Below are 16313 nucleotides of genomic sequence, written 5' to 3' on the forward strand. Positions count from 1 at the left end.
GTCAGGCCGCCGCCGTCGATGCAACCGGTTGAGCCGGTTTACGAAAGGCGTCCAGCAGTGAGCCGCTGTAGGAGGTGTCGCGGAAAAACCGCCAGCGTCCGAACAAGCAGTACACATGGGTGATCTGGCCGCGTTCCAGAAACTCCATGCGAATGTGCATTTTGACCGATTGGATGTTTTGCAGGTCGCAGACATCGACCATTTTGCTGCAACCTTTGTCGGCCATGATTTTCCACATCTGCATTTGTACGTCTGTGGTCATCTTGGAACCAAAGTAGGCAGGGAGTATTTCTGCGCCGAACTGAAAGTACTCGCCAGGCTTGATCGGGAACCAGCAGCCATAGAAATGGCGGTCGAAATAGTCGCGCATACTGGCCCAGACGAAACCCACGGTGTCGCCCTGATCATCCAGGTACATCAGCCCTGTGTGGCCTTCGGCCGCCAGCTCGCGCATGGTTTCGACGCGGTCGCCGAAGTGCCGGGTAAACGCTGCGACGTTATCGACGGTGATGAACGCCTGGCGCAGGGGCGGGTACGGCCTGAGGTTGTTCGGCGGTAGCGGGACCATCACATCGTGCTCCAGCCACACCAGTCGCGAGTGGAAAAATACGTAGCGGCGGATCAGCAGTTTGAACAGGGAGCGCAGGCCTTTTTTCTGAATGCGATCACGCAATTTTTGCAGAACGTTCATGGTGCCTCCTGACGGGTGGCGGGTTGGGGAGAGACGGCGGCTGTCCAGCTCAGGGCAAACAGAGTTTCCCCGGGCAGCAGAAAATGGATTTGCCCGGCCTCGCAGTTGTACGGGGCGCTGCGGCTGTGGTTGTCGGGGCCGAAATACACCAGCTCGGCTTTCGCCGGCAGTGGTTGGGCAGGAGGGCAGGGCACGCCCTCCAGGCTGACCTGGTGCGCCCGGGTGCTTTTGTTCACCCCCAGCAGGCTGCGTCGGGCGTCGCTGGCCATGGCCAGTGCGTCCACTTCAAAGGCGTCGTTATCCAGGCGCAGCACCTGCCCGAGCCAGTGTTGCTGGATGAACTGCTGGGCCAGGCCCACCGGCTTGAGTTCGAAGCGCTCGTTCTCCAGCACGCGCACCATGCCCTTGGGGTATTCCGGTTCGTCGGCGGACTGGAACCAGTTGAGCATGTCCAGCAGGCCGTCGGCGGACGCGTTGATCACCACGGACGCCCACCAGAGGGCGGCGTAATGGGTTTCCTGGTCATAGGGGCTCAGGCTCGAACCGCTGGACAGGTTGGTCTGGTCCAGCAGCAGGGCCTTGCGCGGCCGGCCCTTGTTGTCCAGGCCTACCAGGCCGGCGGCACGGCGTACGCTGTGGCGGTAGACGCGGGTGGCGAGCAGGTCGCGGATCATCCATTCATGCCAGGCCAGTGCGTCGATCTGGTCGCCGGACTTGGCCAGCAGGCGCCGCGCCCAGTCGATGCCACGTTTGTCGGCCGCGTTTTCGGCCAAGGGGCCGTTGGTGAATCGGGAACTGGCCGGGATTGCGATGCGGACCCCGGCGCGGGCGTTGGCGGGAATGGCGCGAACTTGAGCGGCCATGCTTTCGAATAATTGCTGGTAGCTGGCGAAGTCGGCGTAGTTGAGGTTCGGTTCATCGGCGAAGCTGAGGTAGTGCAGGCCTTTACCGCCCAAGGCCCGCGTGGCTTTGAGCCAGGCCTGCAAACCGCTGTTGCTGATGCGGTCGGCCCGCAGATCGGCCTGGCGCTGGCTGCCGGCCAGCAGCGTGATGTCCTGGGTGATGCCGAAGCGGTCCTGGTACAGGCGCCGGAAACGGTCTTCATAGTCCGGCTTGCCGGCCGTGATGTCGACGAGGCTGTAGTAGCTGGCGGCCTGGGGCTTGAGGGCGTCGAGGATGCTGTAGCTGGACGGCGGTGGCAACACGTAGGGCAGGGAGATGCCCAGCTTGGGGGTTGGTCCGAGCAGGTTGTCGTGAAGGGTCAGGTGGGTTTGTCCCGGGTCCTGGCGTAGCGGTTGCAGGTGCGCCGGGTCCTGGGCAAACAGGTTGGCGGTGCCGTCCAGCCAGAACGCCACCTTGCCATTGCCTTGCAAGTGCAGGCGCCAGACCTGTTCGACGTCGGCGACGGGCAATGCCACCTGGTCGAATTGCCAATAGGCGCGGTACGGCTTGAGGTTCAATTGCAGCTGCTTGCCGTCTGCGACTCGCCGGGCTTGTAGGTTTTGCACGCCCCCGTGGAACTTGCCCGCCAGTATCGCTCGTTCGCCCGGCGCGACCTTGAAATACAGTTCATCGCTGTCGTGGGCTTCGGCACTGAAATGCACTTTGGCCGGTGCGAAAAGGGCCCGGGTGTGGGTATCGTGCTCGACGCTGTAGCGGCGAAAACTGTAGCCGGGGATTTCCAGGCGATAGCTGGCAGCGCCGGGTTGCAATGGCCACTGTTGTTCGCCCCGTGGCTGGTCCGCCTTGATCAGGCGCTCGCCCACCAACCGCCCCTGGCCATTGAGCAGATAGATGTGTTCCGAGTTGGCGTCGGCCTGCCAGGCCGGCACCCAGCTCACGATCAGGCAATCCGGGCGGTCGGTTTGCAGGTACAGGCTGCCGTCGCGGATGCCGCTCCAGTGCATGGGCGCACCCTGGGCCAGCAGGGCCAGGCCCCACAGACACAGGCTCGCGCCGACTCTCCGGCCGAACCGCGTTGGCCCCATCGCGAGCAGGCTCGCTGCGGTATTCATACCGATTTCCCCAGCAGCATCTGGCGCATCGGCAGCAGGTCGCTGGGCAGGATGATCAGGGTTTGCCACAAGGCCACGCCGCTGAGGCGGCAGTACATCGCCAGCAACGCCAGGGTGACGCCCAGGTAGGCGATCGACGAGGCGGCAGCGGCGCCTACAATGCCGTAGCGCGGGATCAGCGTCACGTTCAGCGCCAGGTTCAGCAAGGCGCCCGCGCCCATCAGCAGCGAAACCGTACCGGGCCGGTTTTTCCCCAGCAAGTCCAGGCGCAGGATGCTCGCGTAGCACAGCCCAAACAGCCCCGGCAGCAACGCCAGCAAGGCCGGGTAGGCGGGCCGGTAGGCGACGCCGAACAGCGTGACGATCAGCCACTGGCCGATCAGTGCCATGCCCAGGCAGGCGCCGAGCATCACTGTGGCGGTCAGGCGCAGGGCCAGCGGGGTGAGGCGCTGCATGTCGCGGTCCTGCTGCAACAGGCGTTTCATCAGCGGCGTGGTGACCGCTTCCGGCACGATCAGCAGCAGTTCGGCGGCCGCGCTGGCCATGGCGTAGTGCCCCAGGGCCGTGCTGCCCAGCAGCGCGCCGATGAACAGAAAGTCCGAACGCAGCATCACTTGCTGGAATAACAGATCCGGATGGCTGCGGGCCCCGTAGAGCAACAGCTCGTTCTGGCTGGCCCGGTCCCATTGCAAGGTCACCCGTTGACCGCGTCGCAGCCAGGCCCAACCGACCAGCACCACCAGGCCCAGGCCCACCAGCCAACTGAACAGTGCCACCTCCAGGGCCGCGTCTTTCCATAGCCAGAACAACGCCAGGAACAACACCAGTGGCGCCAGGGATTCCACCAGGCGCAAGGCATTGAAGGCCACCACGCCACCGCTGGCATTGTGCAGGGTCAACAGGCCGCTCTTGAGCACGGTCAATGGCACGGCCAGCAACAGCAGCCAGGCCAGCAATCCCAATTGCTGGGTGATGTCCAGTTCGCCACCGAACGCGCGCACCAGCGCCACCACCAGCAAGGTCAGCAACCCGGCCAGCAGGCACCCGAAGACCAGCACCTGACTGAGCAGCAACCCCATCGGCCGCTGCTGCGCGGCCTGATAGCCCACGGCAGAATTCAGCCCACCGCTGGTGACCGCGCTGATCAGGTCCGGCAGGCTGCTGAGCAGCGCAAACAGGCCGCGTTCGCTAGGCCCCAGGATTCGTGCCAGCAAGACGTTGCGCAGCAACCGCAGGCCAATCATCGCCAGGCGCGTGCCCATGCTCAACGCCAGGTGCTTGAGGTAACGCGCGCGGCTCATGGACGTGCCCCTCGGCTGATACGCCAGGCCAGCAACTCGGGCTGGTGGGCGTTGTGCTGGCTGACGCCGAAGCGTGGCACGTTCAGGGGATCACCATCATTGCGATACAGCCCGGTCTCGGTGCCCAGGGCGAACGCAAAACCGTGGGCCGCCACCTGCTGGCGAACCCGCGCATCGTGATTGCCATTGGGGTAGCAGTACACCGGCAGCGGTTGGGCGCAGCCGTTTTCCAGGGCGATGCGGCTGCGACCCAGTTCTTCGTGCAAACGCTGGTCGTCCAGCCCGGTGAGGATCGCGTGGCTGGCGCCGTGGGGACCGAAGCGGACCAGGCCGGAATCTTCCAGCATGCGCACCTGGAACCAGTCCAGCGCCTGGGGCTGGGCGCCGCGCGGGCAGGCGTCGGTGAGGTGACTCAGGGTGTGTGGATCGAGGGTCTTGAGGCTGTGCAGGTAGTGCAGCAGCGAGACACTGCGACGCTGCTCGTCCAGGTCATCGAGCATCACCGGCAACGGCCGGCCAGCGTGCTGCAACTGTTCGATCAACGGTTGTCGCGCCGCCTGGCCATGGCTGCCCCACAGGGTTTCGCCGATGCTCTCCCACCAGAAAGGCTGGCGACTGCCGATGAAGTCGGTGGACAAGAAAATGCTCGCCGGTATCTGGTACTGGCGCAGCAGGGGAAAGGCGTTCGTGGCGTTGTCGCGCCAGCCGTCATCAAAGGTCAGGGCCACCCGAGGGCGGTTCGGCACGCTTTCGGGGTCGGCCAGCAACAGGGTCATCAGCGGCACGCATTCGAAATGACGTTGCAGCCAGATCAACAAATGCTCGAAAGCTTCGGGGCCCACGCACAATTCATTGCGATGGGGCAGTTCGGCGGCGCGGTCGTTGTTCAGGACACGGTGCAGCATCAGGATCACGCCGGCACCGCGCAGCGGGTGGCGACCCAAGGGCGTGTTCAGGTACAGCCAGCCGCCGGTGCGCTTGAAGACCTGTTTGATCGACATCGGCCATTCTCCTCAGCGGTTCTGCTCGGGGTTCCATTGGCTGTAGCGCCGCCCACGCAGGAACTGCCACAGCCCGATGCTCATGCCCGCCAGGGTCACCAGCACGAACGCGGCCAGGCGAAAGGGCTTGGGCAGGCGGTGGCCGGTGTCCAGCAACCCGATCAGGGCCATGGTGTAGCCGATCAGTTGCGCCACCAGGCTCAAGCGATAGAACGGAGAGTCGTTCCACAACCAGGCATTGCTCAGCAACAGCGGCAGCAACAACACCGGTGCCAGGCGACGGATCAATTTGTGGCTGATCAGCCCGATGGCATACAGCCCGTGTCGCCGCGGGTCGAGCAGCTCGCGCCGCTGGGCCAGGCTTTGCAGGCCACCGACGGTGACGCGCTGGCGACGGCGAAACTGTTTATCGGCTTCGTCCACGCCCTGGTCAGTCACCTGGGCCCGTGGGGCATAGACGATGGGCTTGCCGGCGGCCGGTGCGCAGGTGCTGAGGAAAAAGTCATCGTTGACTTGCGCGGGTATCGGCTCGAACAACTTGCGCCGCAGGGCGAGCAGGGCGCCGTCCGCCGAGACCATGCAGCCGGTGCGGCTTTCGAGCCGGCGCAACCAACCCTCGTAGTGCCGGTACAGGCTGTCGCCCAGGCTCAGGCCCTTGCCCGGTACCGGGATCTGCATGTGTCCGGCACAGGCGCCGACTTCCGGATCGCCCAGCGGTGCCAGCAGGTGGCCGAGGGTGTCGAGGGCCCATTGATTGTCCGCGTCGGTGAACACCAGGATCTCGCCACGGCTGTGGGCCACGGCGGCATTGAGCGCGGCCGCCTTGCCCAAGCGAGGCAGGTCGAGCACGGTGACGCGGGGGTCGATCACCTTGCGTGCGCAGGCCACCGTGTCGTCGGTGGAGCCGTCGCTGGCAAGGACGATTTGCAGCGAATGGGCTTGATAATCCTGGGCCAGCAAGGTGCGCAGTTTCGCTTCGATGTGCCGCGCCTCGTTGTGGGCGGCAATGACAATGCTGATGTCCATCGGCAATGCCTTGCCGTAGTAGCGGTTCGGAAACAGCGGCGCCAGCAGGCAAAGCAGCAACGGATAACCGAGGTAGGCGTACACCGGTAGCAACAGGCACGACCAGTAGATGAATTCAGCCACGGGCAGGTCTCCTGACGTTCCATTGACATAGATTGAGCAGCAACGCGACGCCGGTCAGGTGCAGGCGCAGCCCATGCAGGGCCCACAATTGCAGCATCAGGCGCAGGTCGCGCCGGCTCTGGCGCAGGCTGAGGAACAGGGCCGGCAGCGCGGTGAGCAGCCACAGCATCAGCGCCAGGCGCGGTTGGCCTTGGAGCAGGGCGAGCAGTGCCAGCAGGTCGAGCCCCCAGGTGCCGAGGGACAGTGCCGGAAAGCGCAGCAGGCGCAGGCTCGCGCCATGGCTGCGGAGCAATTGCAGGTGACTGCCCTGGCGCCACAGTTCCTTACTGATCCATTCGCGCCAACTGCCTTCATAACCCCAGTGCAGGGCCACGCTTTGATTGGCCAGCAGCAACTGCGCACCGGCCTGGCGCAGGCGCAGGGAGAAATCCTTGTCTTCGCCGGTGCGCAGGGTTTCGTCGAAGCCACCGACCTGGTCGAACCATCTGCGACGCATTAACAAGTTGGCACTGGGCAGCCACTGCACGGGGTGCAAGAGACGTGACCCTGGACGCTGGCTGCGACGCTGCCAGGCTTCAGCGAACCACGGCGCCTGCCGCGGCGTGTCCAGGTCCAGGGCCAGTACGTCGCCCCGGTGGCCTTCAAATTCCAGCAAGAGTTGGAGCCAGTTGGCCGGCATCTCGATGTCGGCGTCGATGAACGCCAGCCAGTCGCCGCTGGCGGCAGCCGCCCCGCGATTGCGCAGGGCGCCGATATGCACCCCGGGCACTGTCAGCACCCGAGCCCCCCATTCACTGGCGAGGCGCGGGCCATCGTCATCGGAGCCGTTGTCCACCACGATCAGCTCGCAGTCCACCTGTGCATGATGCGCGGCACGTTGCACGGCCAGCAGTGTACGGCCGATGTGCCGGGCCTCGTTGTACATCGGGATCACCACGCTGACGCAGCTCATGATTGCGCCTGCTGCGGCGCGGCCTGTTCGGCCTCGTAGCGCAACACGCTGCTGAGGGCGAGCATGATCCACAGCAACTTGTGGTTCGGTGCACTGAGGAACATCAGGAACAACGTCAGGGACAGGAAACTCATGCCCAGGTGCGTCAGCAGGTCCGCTTGCACCCAGTCCCGGCGCTGCAACCAGATTCGCCGGGCATGCACCAGGTTGTACAGGCCCAGGCCGAGCATGGCGACGAACATCAGCCCGCCCGGGATGCCGATTTCACTGAAGATTTCCAGGTAGGTGTTATGCGCTCGGCGATACAGGTCACCGAGCTTGCGATTGGCCGAGAACGCCTTGGCATAGCCGGTGGGGGCGTAGTGCAGGGGGAAGGTGCCTGGACCTGCGCCCAGTATCGGGTGTTCCTGGATCATCTGGCCCCCGACGAGGATGTACGAGGCGCGGCGCCCCAGGGATTCATCCTGGGCCTTGGCGCCGGCGCTCAGGATGCTCAACGACTGGATACGCGCCACGTATTTGGCCGGCATCACGGCAACCGTCACGGGCACTGCGATGGCCAGGCCGAGCATGGCGAACCCCAGGTGTCGCGGACGGATGCGCGGCAACTGGGCGCGGTAGTGGTACAGACCGATCAACAGGCTGAGCAGCAGCACCACCAATCCGGAGCGTGAATCAGTCTTGGTCATGCCCCCCAGCAGCAGGATGAAACAGCCGCCCCAGAACAACCGGTGCAGTAGGTTCGGGCCGCGCACGATCAGCAACAGCGCCAGCGGTGCGGTAAAGGCGATCAGCAGGGCGAAGACGTTCGGGTCCGACAACAGGCCGGAGGCGCGGCCCTGATCCTGGTATTTGGCCGAGAACATCGCCAGCACGCAGGTCGTGGTCACGCTCAGGGTCAGCACCCGGCAGAACAGGTCCAGGTTCAGGCCGCGCCCGATCAGCAGGGTAATCACGAACAGGATCAAGCCTACGCTCAGCTCGCGGAAATGGCTCAGCGAACGGTCCATGCTTTCCGACAGCACCAGGCTCAGGCCATACAGCAGCAGGAAGCCGATCAGCGGCCGCCAGATATTGCTGCGCAGGCGCGTGGCGGGTATCTGGTGCAAGGCCAGTTGCAGCATCAGGATCAACGCCAGCGCCAGGCCGAAGAACTTGGTGCCGGAAAACACGCTGTCCTTGAACAGGCCCTCGAACGGCACCAGCGCGGCGATGGCCAGCAGGCCCCAACCGGGTTTGCGGTACAGCACGGTGACACCCACCAAGCCCAGAACGGCTCCCGGCGCCAGGAAGGGATAGGGGCTGGCCAGCAGTGCCAGGCACACCAGGCCCAGCAGGCTGACGATCGAGAGCGGGACAATCATGAGCTTGCCTCCCGTGCCGTGCGGATGTAGAGCTGCGCCCAGCGTTCGGCCAGGGTGCGCAGGTCGTAGCGATCCCGTTGGGTGCGACGCGCGTTGTCGACCAGGATTTGCGCCAGGCGCGGTTCGCTGAACAGGGTTTCGATCTGCCGGGCCAGCTCGGCGCTATCGGCAGGCCTGGCGAGCAGGCCGTTGTAACGGTCTTGCAACACGTCGGGAATGCCGCCGACGCTGAACGCCACCACCGGCACCCCGGCTTGCATGGCTTCGAGCAGGATCATTGGCGTGCCTTCGGTGCGCGAGCTGATCACCAGGGCATCGAGACGACTCCACCAGGCGTTCATGTCGGTCTGGTAGCCGGGCAGCTCGATGCGTGTCGGTAGCCCCGCCTCGGTGATGCGCTTGAGCAAGACCTGGCGCTCCGGGCCGTCGCCGAGCATCACCGCGTGCAGCGAGGCATGCCGCTGGCACAGCGGGATCATGGCGTCGAGGAACAGGTCCGGGCCCTTTTCGTGGCTCAGCCGGCCCACGTAGCCGACCCGCCAGTGCCGCCCGTCGTCGCGGTGGGCCAGCGGTGTGGTGGGCGCTGGCAGGCCGTTGGGTATGACGTCGAGCTTTTCCGCCCGTACGCTGGCCTGGCGGTGCAGCGCGGCGATGCTTTCGGCCACGCAGACCACGCGCTTGACCGACGCGGTGCGGCACAGTTGCAGACTCAACCAGGTATAGAAACGCTGCTTGGGGCTGCGCGGTGTGAAGCCGTGCTGGGTGATCACCAGCGGCAGGCCCAGCATCGTCGCGGCGGCCCAGCCGAACAACAATCCCTTGAAGTTGTGGGTGTTGAGCAGCGGTCGTTCCGCGCGGCGCTGGCGCAGGTGCTGCAACAGCTCGGCCCAGCTGGCGCAGTGGCGGCAATCGACCCCGGCCTGGCGGAAACGCCTGATCAAGGTCGGCGGTGCCGCCAGGAACAGCACCTGGTGCTGGCCGGGCGTCGCCAGGCAATGATCCAGCAGCATCCGCTCGGCCCCATAGAAGCCGCCGCTGTCGAGCAGATGAATGATCGACAGGGCGCTGCCGTGGTGGCCTGGGCCGAACGGCGCGTTCAATTTTTCACCCAATAGACAAGGCTGGGCAGGCTCCAGTTACGGTGCGGGTTGATCTGGTCGGGCGCCTGCTCGTTGATCACCAGCAGCACCGGCAGGTCCAGTTGCTGGCTGATCTGCGCCGGATGCTTGAAGCGATGGTCGAAGAACTCACGCACGTAGACCAGGGCAATCGCCAGCAGCAAGCCGCTGAGCAGGCCGAAGGCAATAATCAGCCCGGGCTTTGGAAACGCCGCGGCGGTCGGTTCGAACGGTGGGCTCAGGACCCGGGCGTTGGACAGGTCGTTGTCCAGCGAACGGACGGTGCTGGCCTCGGCAAACCGCTGGGCGTAGGTGGAGAACGCCGCGTGCAGGGCATTGATCTCGGTGTCCATCTGCTGCAGCTTGCTCTGGGTTTCCTGCAACTGATGAATGCGCTCCTTGAACGTGGCGATGCGTGCGGTCTTCTGGTTGATCACCGAGCTGACCACTGCCAGGTCCGTGGTGCGTTCCTGGATCCGGTTGCTCACCACCTTCAGGAACTGCTGGCGGGTGCGCACGATCTGTTCGCGAGCCAGCAGCATCGGCTCGCTGCCAGGCTGGAACACCGCCAGGTCATTCATGTAGCGGGCGACCTGGCCGGTCAATTGCTCGCCCAGCTGTTTGATTTCCCGGTCTTCGAAGGCGATGTTGTCCACGGTGGTGGTGAAGGTGAAGGGGAAGGTGTAGTCGTTGAACCGCGAGCTGTTGGCCGCCGCCAGGCTGGTCTTGAGGTAATCGAGCCAGCGTTGGCTTTGCAGCAAGCGGTCCTGGTACAGGTTCAGGGCCTGTTCCTCGGTGTTGATGGCGTTCAGGCGGAAGGTGATTTCCTCCTTGGGATCGGCCGAACCGATGCTTTCCAGCAACGCCAGCCGGGTGCCTTCCAGGCCATCGAGGCGGGTCTGGTACTGGGTTTTCTTTTGTTCGTAGAAGGTTTGCGGCAATTCGATCGACTGCATGTCCTGGCGGCCGGACAGGTAGTTCTGCAGCAGTTGTTCGACGAACCGGGTGCCCTGGGCCGGGTCACCGAAGCTGTAGACGATGGAGATCACATTGGAGCCGGGCAGGGTCTCGATCTTCAGGTTGTCGATGGCTTCGTCGGTCAGCGTGTCGAGCACCGTATCGCGTACCGGATCGACCTCCAGGCCCAGGCTGTCACGAACCGGGTTGACGACGTACTGGCGCAGCGGCGTGGTGATGTAGCGTTTGAAGGGGTCGCTCACCCACTGGTTGAAGATACCCAGGTTGGGGGTGTATTCACCCTTGTCGCGCAGGGCGCTGATGGTCTGTCGGATCAGGGCCGGCGAGCGCAGGATATTGCTCTCGGTCTCCATGTCCGCCAGTGACGGCGGAATGAACGTGGCGCTGTCCTGGTTCAGTGACGTGGTCGCGTCACCCTGGGAGAGTTTTTTCGACTGGACGATCACTTGGGCGGTGATGTCGAAGCTCTGTTTGAGCACCAACGGCAACGCCAGGGCGACCACGGCGAAAATCAGGAAGATGCGCTTCACCCACAGCTTGTTGGCGAAGAAGATCCTGAAGAACTCATGCAGATAGTTTTCCTTGGGATTCATGGTCGATCACCTGATCAGTTGTTGCTGCCTTTGTTGTCGAGGCGGTAGGCGAAGCTGACTCCCACACCCTGGAACAGCACCACGTCGGCCAGTTGCCTGGCCAGTTCGCCAGCGCTGGCCAGCCTGGTCTTGGGCACGAAGAGCATGTCTTCCGGTTGCAGGTAGGCGATCTGGGTCGCGTCACCGCTCAGGGCCTTCTCCACGTCGTAGTGCCGGGCTTCGACCATGTTGCCGTTGCGGCGCATGATCACCACCGAATCGAGGCGGGCCTTGACGTTCGTGCCCCGGGCCAAGGTCAGCGCCTCGAGGACCGAGATCGGCCGGCGGATCGGGTAGGAGCCCGGTTGGCCCACTTCACCCAGCACATAGATTTCATTGCCGGCGGTGGACTTGAGCAGCACGTCGACGGTCATGTGGCCGGGCAACTGGGCGTAGCGCTCGTTGAGGAAGGTTTCCAACTGGTTGACGGTCATGCCTTGCAGCGGCACGGAACCGATTTCCGGGAAGCTGGCGTAGCCATCCCGGCCCACGGTGATCTCCCGGCTCATGCCAGTGGCCGGGTGGCTCAAGGTGTTGCGCAGGTTCGACTCGCTGGACAGCGGGCTGGTGACCTGCACCGTCAACTGGTTGCGGTTGGGCTGGAACAGCATTTTCTGGTCATAGGCACGCTGCACCGCCAGGCGGGCTTCGTCGGTGGTCAGGCCGACGATCTTCACCGAGGTGTTGGCCCCCGGCAGTTCGATGGTGCCGTCGGGCATCACCTGCTGCGTGCCATTGAGCTGGCTGGCGGCGGTGAAGTTCAGGGCTACCTGGTCGCCGGCCTGTACACGATAGGCCTGCGGTCCGGTGGTGCTGATGTGGAAAATCACGTCCAGCACATCCTGGGGCCGCAGGGTCTGTTCGACCTTGGGCATGTCGGTGGCCTGGGCATTGGCCGGCGGAGCCGTGAGGATCTGCACCGGCATCGAGCGGGTATCGTTAGTGCTGGTGCAACCGGCAAGCGGCAGCAACAGCAGGACAAGCATTCTGGCGTTCATCTCGTCATCCTTTTGCAGGCTTACAGGTTGTTGTAGAGCCACTTGGGCATGTAGTACTTGCGGCGGTTGAACACGCTGCCCACCACTTTCGCACCGGCCTGGACCAGGCGCTGGCGGGTGGCCTGGGCCACCTCCCAGCGGGTGTCTTCACCACGCACCACCAGCACCACGCCGTCCACCTGGGTGCTGAGCACCAGGGTGTCGCTGGCCGAGTACACCGCATCGGCGTCGATCACCACGAAGCGGTACTGCGCCGCCAATTGCCGGAACAATGGGCGCAACCGCTCGGCGCTCAGGCGCTCGGCGTTGTGGCCCAGGCGCCCGTAGGGCAGCACGTCGAAAGGCAGGCTGGAGACTTGCACCACGCAGTCCTGCAACAAGGGCGGGGCGAGGCTGTTGAACAGCAGGTCGCTGAAACCGCGCTCCTTGTGCAACGACAGTTGCTGGCTGAGGTTGCGCGGTGACTGGCTGGCGTCTACCAACAGCACCCGGCCGCTGCTCATCTGCGCCAGTTGCGCGGCCAATGCCATCGCGCTGGTGCTGGTGCCTGTGCCGGTGTTGGCGGATGTCAGCAAAAGGATCCGCAAGGAAGGGTCGAGCACGGTTGAGGTCAGGTTCGTCTCACTCGGGCTGGCTATGGTCAGGATATTGGTTGAACCGTCCATTTAACTCGCTCCGTGGCCGCTGAAAACTTTGAAGGGGGTCATCACCAGGATCTTCAAATCCAGCAACAGGCTCTGTTCAGCGATATAGCTGAGGTCCAATTCCACGCGCTGGTCGAAGTCGATATTGCTGCGCCCGGAGATCTGCCAAAGGCCGGTCATGCCGGGGTAGACGCTCAGGCGCACAAGATGGCTGTCCTTGTAGCGGTAAGCGTTGAACGAGGTCGGCCGTGGGCCCACCAGGCGCATGTCGCCGGTCACTACGTTGATCAGGTTGGGCAGCTCGTCGAGGCTGCTGCGCCGCAGGAATCGCCCGATGGGGGTGATCCGCGGGTCGTTGTCGATCTTGAAGTCGATGGCGTCGGCGCCGTGCTTGTTGAGGTGGCGCAACGATTCCTTGAGGGCCTCGGCGTCGGCGACCATGGTGCGGAACTTGTACATGCCGAAGACCCGGCCACGGTAGCCGGTGCGTTTCTGCACGAACAACACCGGGCCGGGGCTGGAAAACTTGACCAGCACCGCCAGGCCCACCAGCAGCGGGCAGAACAGCACCAGGATCGCCAGGGCGCCCAGGCAGGCCACCACCCGATTGGTGCGCGAGAGGGTCCACGGCCGACCGCCGTCACGACCGGTCAACCAGCCGCGGCCCTGTCGGTGGATCGCGGCGTCCAGGCGCCTGCGGTGGACGGGGTCGATACGTTTGTCGCGTCCGGGAGTATCGATCGCAATGCCGTGCTCATGCCGGGTCATGGATGCCTCCGTTGAGGTTCGGTCACCAGTGCTCGGCCACCAGCGACGGATGGGGAGGGCTGCGTGTAGTAGCCGAGGAACCACTGGATGAAACGGCCCAGGCCGTCGTCCAGCCCGATGCACGGTTGGAAACCGGTGGCCCGGGCCAGATCGCTGGCGTCCGCGCAGGTGTTGAGCACATCCCCTGCTTGCAGGGGCAGCAGCTCGATGCGGGCGGTTCGCCCCAGGTGTTTCTCCAGCAGCGCCACGTAGGTGCGCAGGGCCACTGGTTGTTGCCCGCCGATGTTGTAGATCCGCCAGGGTGCGCGGCTGCTGGCCGGGTCCGGTTGCGCCTGATCCCACTGGGGTGTGACGTGGGGCGGTAGGTCGATCAGCCGGACGATGCCTTCGATGATGTCGTCGATGTAGGTGAAATCGCGCTGGTGTTCGCCATGGTTGAACAGTTGCAGCACCCGGCCTTCGGTGATGGCGCGGGCGAACTGGATGGGCGACATGTCCGGCCGGCCCCAGGGACCGTACACGGTGAAGAAGCGCAGGCCACTGCTGGGAATGCCGAACAGGTGGCTGTAGCTGTGGGCCATCAACTCATTGGCTTTTTTACTCGCCGCGTACAGCGACAGGGGATGATCGACGTTGTCTTGCACCGAATAGGGTGTGTGTGGGTTGGCGCCGTACACGGAGCTCGAGGAGGCGTAGATCAGGTGCTTGACCGGGTAACGACGGCAGCTCTCGAGGATGTTCAGGAACCCGCTGAGGTTGCTGTCGACATAGGCCCGTGGGTTTTCCAGGGAATAGCGCACGCCGGCCTGGGCGGCGAGGTGGATCACCACGTCGGGGCGGCGGGCGTGGAACAGCCCGTCGATGGCCGGCGCGTCGGCCAGGTCGATGCGCACCAGCGGGAATTCACCGACCTGGTCTTTCACCCAGGCCACGCGATCGTGCTTGAGTTGCGGGTCGTAGTAGTCGTTGAAGTTATCCAGCCCGCAGACCCGGTGGCCGTCGCGTATCAGGCGCTGCACGCAATGGGCGCCGATGAAGCCGGCCGCGCCGGTGACCAGGATGTTCATGCTTGCGGCCCCGGCGCAGGGGCGCAAGGCTCGGCGTGCCGCAAGCCGATGCCGCGATACACCAGCCCGGCGGCCGCCAGTTGTTCGGGGTTGTACAGGTTGCGACCGTCGATGATCACCCGGGCGCGCAGCTTATTGGCCAACAGGTCGAAGTCCACCACGCGAAAGTTCTTCCACTCGGTGCAGATCACCAGGGCGTCGGCGTCCTCGAGGGTGTCGTCGCGGGTCGCGCACAGGTTCATGTCCTTGCGATAGCCATAGAGGCGACGGCATTCGGCCATGGCTTCCGGGTCGTACGCCTGGACCCGCGCACCTTCGCGCCACAGCGCCTCCATCAGGTAGCGGCTGGGGGCTTCGCGCATGTCGTCGGTGTTGGGCTTGAAGGCCAACCCCCAGATGGCAATCGACTTGCCGGCCAGGCCGCCTTTGAACTGCTGCGCCAGTTTCTCGAACAGGATGTGCCGCTGGCTGTCGTTGACGTCGGTGACGCTGCGCAGCAGGCGCAGGGGCATGCCGTTTTGTTCGGCGGTGTGCAGCAGGGCGCGCAGGTCCTTGGGAAAGCACGAGCCACCGAAGCCGCAGCCAGGGTAAATGAAGTGATAGCCGATGCGCGGGTCCGAGCCGATGCCCTTGCGTATCGCTTCGATGTCGGCGCCCAACCGTTCGGTGAGGTTGGCCAGTTCGTTCATGAAACTGATGCGGGTGGCGAGCATTGCGTTGGCGGCGTACTTGGTCAGCTCCGCGCTGCGGTTGTCCATGAACATCAGCTTTTCGCGGTTGCGGCAAAAGGGCGCGTAGAGCTCGCTCATCTGCTCGCGCGCCACCGGGTCGGCAGTGCCGATGATGATCCGGTCGGGGCGCATGCAGTCGGCCAGGGCGCTGCCTTCCTTGAGAAACTCGGGGTTGGACACCACGCGCACATTCAGTTGTTTGAGGCAGCGGCGAGCCAACACCTGGCGGGCGCACTCGGCGACTTTGTCGGCGGTGCCGACCGGCACCGTGGACTTGATGATCAGGGTGCGGTCGCTGTCCATGAAATCGGCGATCTGCCGGGTGACCGCCAGCACATGGCTCAAGTCCGCCGAGCCGTCTTCATCGGCTGGGGTGCCGACGGCGATGAAAATCAGCTCGCCATGGTTCACCGCGTCACTGGCCTGGGCGCTGAACGAGAGGCGTCCGGTCTTGATGGTGTCTTCGAGCAATCCGGACAGCCCCGGTTCGCTGATCGGCGGCACGGCTTGCTGCAGTTGACGGATCTTGTTCGGGTCAATGTCGATGCACAGCACACGATGCCCGACGTCGGCCAGCGCCGCGGCCTGGATCAGCCCCACATATCCCGTCCCAAATACGCTCACGTCCATCGTAGGCACGCCTCGCAGACCGACTGATGTAACTCGGATGAAACTGTTAAAGGGGGGTATAGCGCAGCTTCGCAAAAGCGTGTCAGCAAAATGACAGTTGTCACTGTTGGCAAAACTAGAGAAGACTTGGCGTTCTGATATCAAGTCCTTGACTGATTTGAAGAAGTGCCATTTTTAAAGGGATATAGCGTTTTTTTAAAAAACGATGAACGGTATTTATCCATAGAGATTGACGATTTTTAGACACAAAGCGTGTCATTTTTGAGCTAACTTT

At 64.0% G+C, this 16313-nt stretch carries 14 protein-coding genes; all 14 read right to left on the bottom strand.

Features of this window, described 5'->3' with window-relative positions; genetic code table 11:
- Position 1: 1 nt before the first annotated feature.
- From N4Q37_RS22255 to N4Q37_RS22320, 14 genes are read right to left on the bottom strand one after another with little or no spacing between them, the layout of a single operon-like run.
- Positions 2-691 (bottom strand): N-acetyltransferase, encoded by a 690-nt coding sequence (locus N4Q37_RS22255; protein WP_260961792.1) that lies wholly within the window; start codon positions 689-691, stop codon positions 2-4.
- Positions 688-2679 (bottom strand): hypothetical protein, encoded by a 1992-nt coding sequence (locus N4Q37_RS22260; protein ID WP_260961862.1) that lies wholly within the window; start codon positions 2677-2679, stop codon positions 688-690. The genes N4Q37_RS22255 and N4Q37_RS22260 overlap by 4 nt, the downstream gene beginning before the upstream one ends.
- A gap of 23 nt (positions 2680-2702) precedes the next feature.
- The gene (locus tag N4Q37_RS22265; protein ID WP_260961794.1) at positions 2703-4007 is read right to left on the bottom strand and encodes an oligosaccharide flippase family protein; all 1305 of its coding nucleotides are present in this window, start codon (positions 4005-4007) and stop codon (positions 2703-2705) included.
- On the bottom strand, positions 4004-5008 hold the full coding sequence (locus N4Q37_RS22270; protein ID WP_260961796.1) for a polysaccharide deacetylase family protein: 1005 nt from the start codon (positions 5006-5008) through the stop codon (positions 4004-4006). Before N4Q37_RS22270 ends, N4Q37_RS22265 begins: the two co-directional genes overlap by 4 nt.
- A 12-nt stretch (positions 5009-5020) precedes the next feature.
- Entirely contained in the window at positions 5021-6157 is a 1137-nt protein-coding gene (locus N4Q37_RS22275) for a glycosyltransferase (protein WP_260961799.1), read from the bottom strand.
- Entirely contained in the window at positions 6150-7109 is a 960-nt protein-coding gene (locus N4Q37_RS22280; RefSeq protein ID WP_260961800.1) for a glycosyltransferase, read from the bottom strand. Before N4Q37_RS22280 ends, N4Q37_RS22275 begins: the two co-directional genes overlap by 8 nt.
- Entirely contained in the window at positions 7106-8473 is a 1368-nt protein-coding gene (locus tag N4Q37_RS22285; RefSeq protein ID WP_260961801.1) for an O-antigen ligase family protein, read from the bottom strand. The genes N4Q37_RS22280 and N4Q37_RS22285 overlap by 4 nt, the downstream gene beginning before the upstream one ends.
- Positions 8470-9573 (bottom strand): glycosyltransferase family 4 protein, encoded by a 1104-nt coding sequence (locus N4Q37_RS22290; protein WP_260961802.1) that lies wholly within the window; start codon positions 9571-9573, stop codon positions 8470-8472. Before N4Q37_RS22290 ends, N4Q37_RS22285 begins: the two co-directional genes overlap by 4 nt.
- On the bottom strand, positions 9570-11162 hold the full coding sequence (locus N4Q37_RS22295; protein WP_260961804.1) for a GumC family protein: 1593 nt from the start codon (positions 11160-11162) through the stop codon (positions 9570-9572). Before N4Q37_RS22295 ends, N4Q37_RS22290 begins: the two co-directional genes overlap by 4 nt.
- 14 nt (positions 11163-11176) lie before the next feature.
- Positions 11177-12199 carry a polysaccharide biosynthesis/export family protein gene (locus N4Q37_RS22300; RefSeq protein ID WP_260961805.1) on the bottom strand — a complete coding sequence of 341 codons (1023 nt, stop codon included), beginning with the start codon at positions 12197-12199 and terminating at the stop codon, positions 11177-11179.
- Between the two features lie 20 nt (positions 12200-12219).
- The gene (locus N4Q37_RS22305) at positions 12220-12864 is read right to left on the bottom strand and encodes a CpsD/CapB family tyrosine-protein kinase (protein WP_260961806.1); all 645 of its coding nucleotides are present in this window, start codon (positions 12862-12864) and stop codon (positions 12220-12222) included.
- Entirely contained in the window at positions 12865-13611 is a 747-nt protein-coding gene (locus N4Q37_RS22310; RefSeq protein ID WP_260961807.1) for a sugar transferase, read from the bottom strand.
- On the bottom strand, positions 13608-14678 hold the full coding sequence (locus N4Q37_RS22315) for an NAD-dependent epimerase (RefSeq protein WP_260961808.1): 1071 nt from the start codon (positions 14676-14678) through the stop codon (positions 13608-13610). The genes N4Q37_RS22310 and N4Q37_RS22315 overlap by 4 nt, the downstream gene beginning before the upstream one ends.
- Complete coding sequence (locus tag N4Q37_RS22320; protein WP_260961809.1) at positions 14675-16039, bottom strand: UDP-glucose dehydrogenase family protein; 1365 nt, start codon at positions 16037-16039, stop codon at positions 14675-14677. The genes N4Q37_RS22315 and N4Q37_RS22320 overlap by 4 nt, the downstream gene beginning before the upstream one ends.
- Positions 16040-16313 lie beyond the last annotated feature (274 nt).

The sequence above is a fragment of the Pseudomonas citri genome, assembly GCF_025336485.1.
Classification (GTDB): domain Bacteria; phylum Pseudomonadota; class Gammaproteobacteria; order Pseudomonadales; family Pseudomonadaceae; genus Aquipseudomonas; species Aquipseudomonas citri.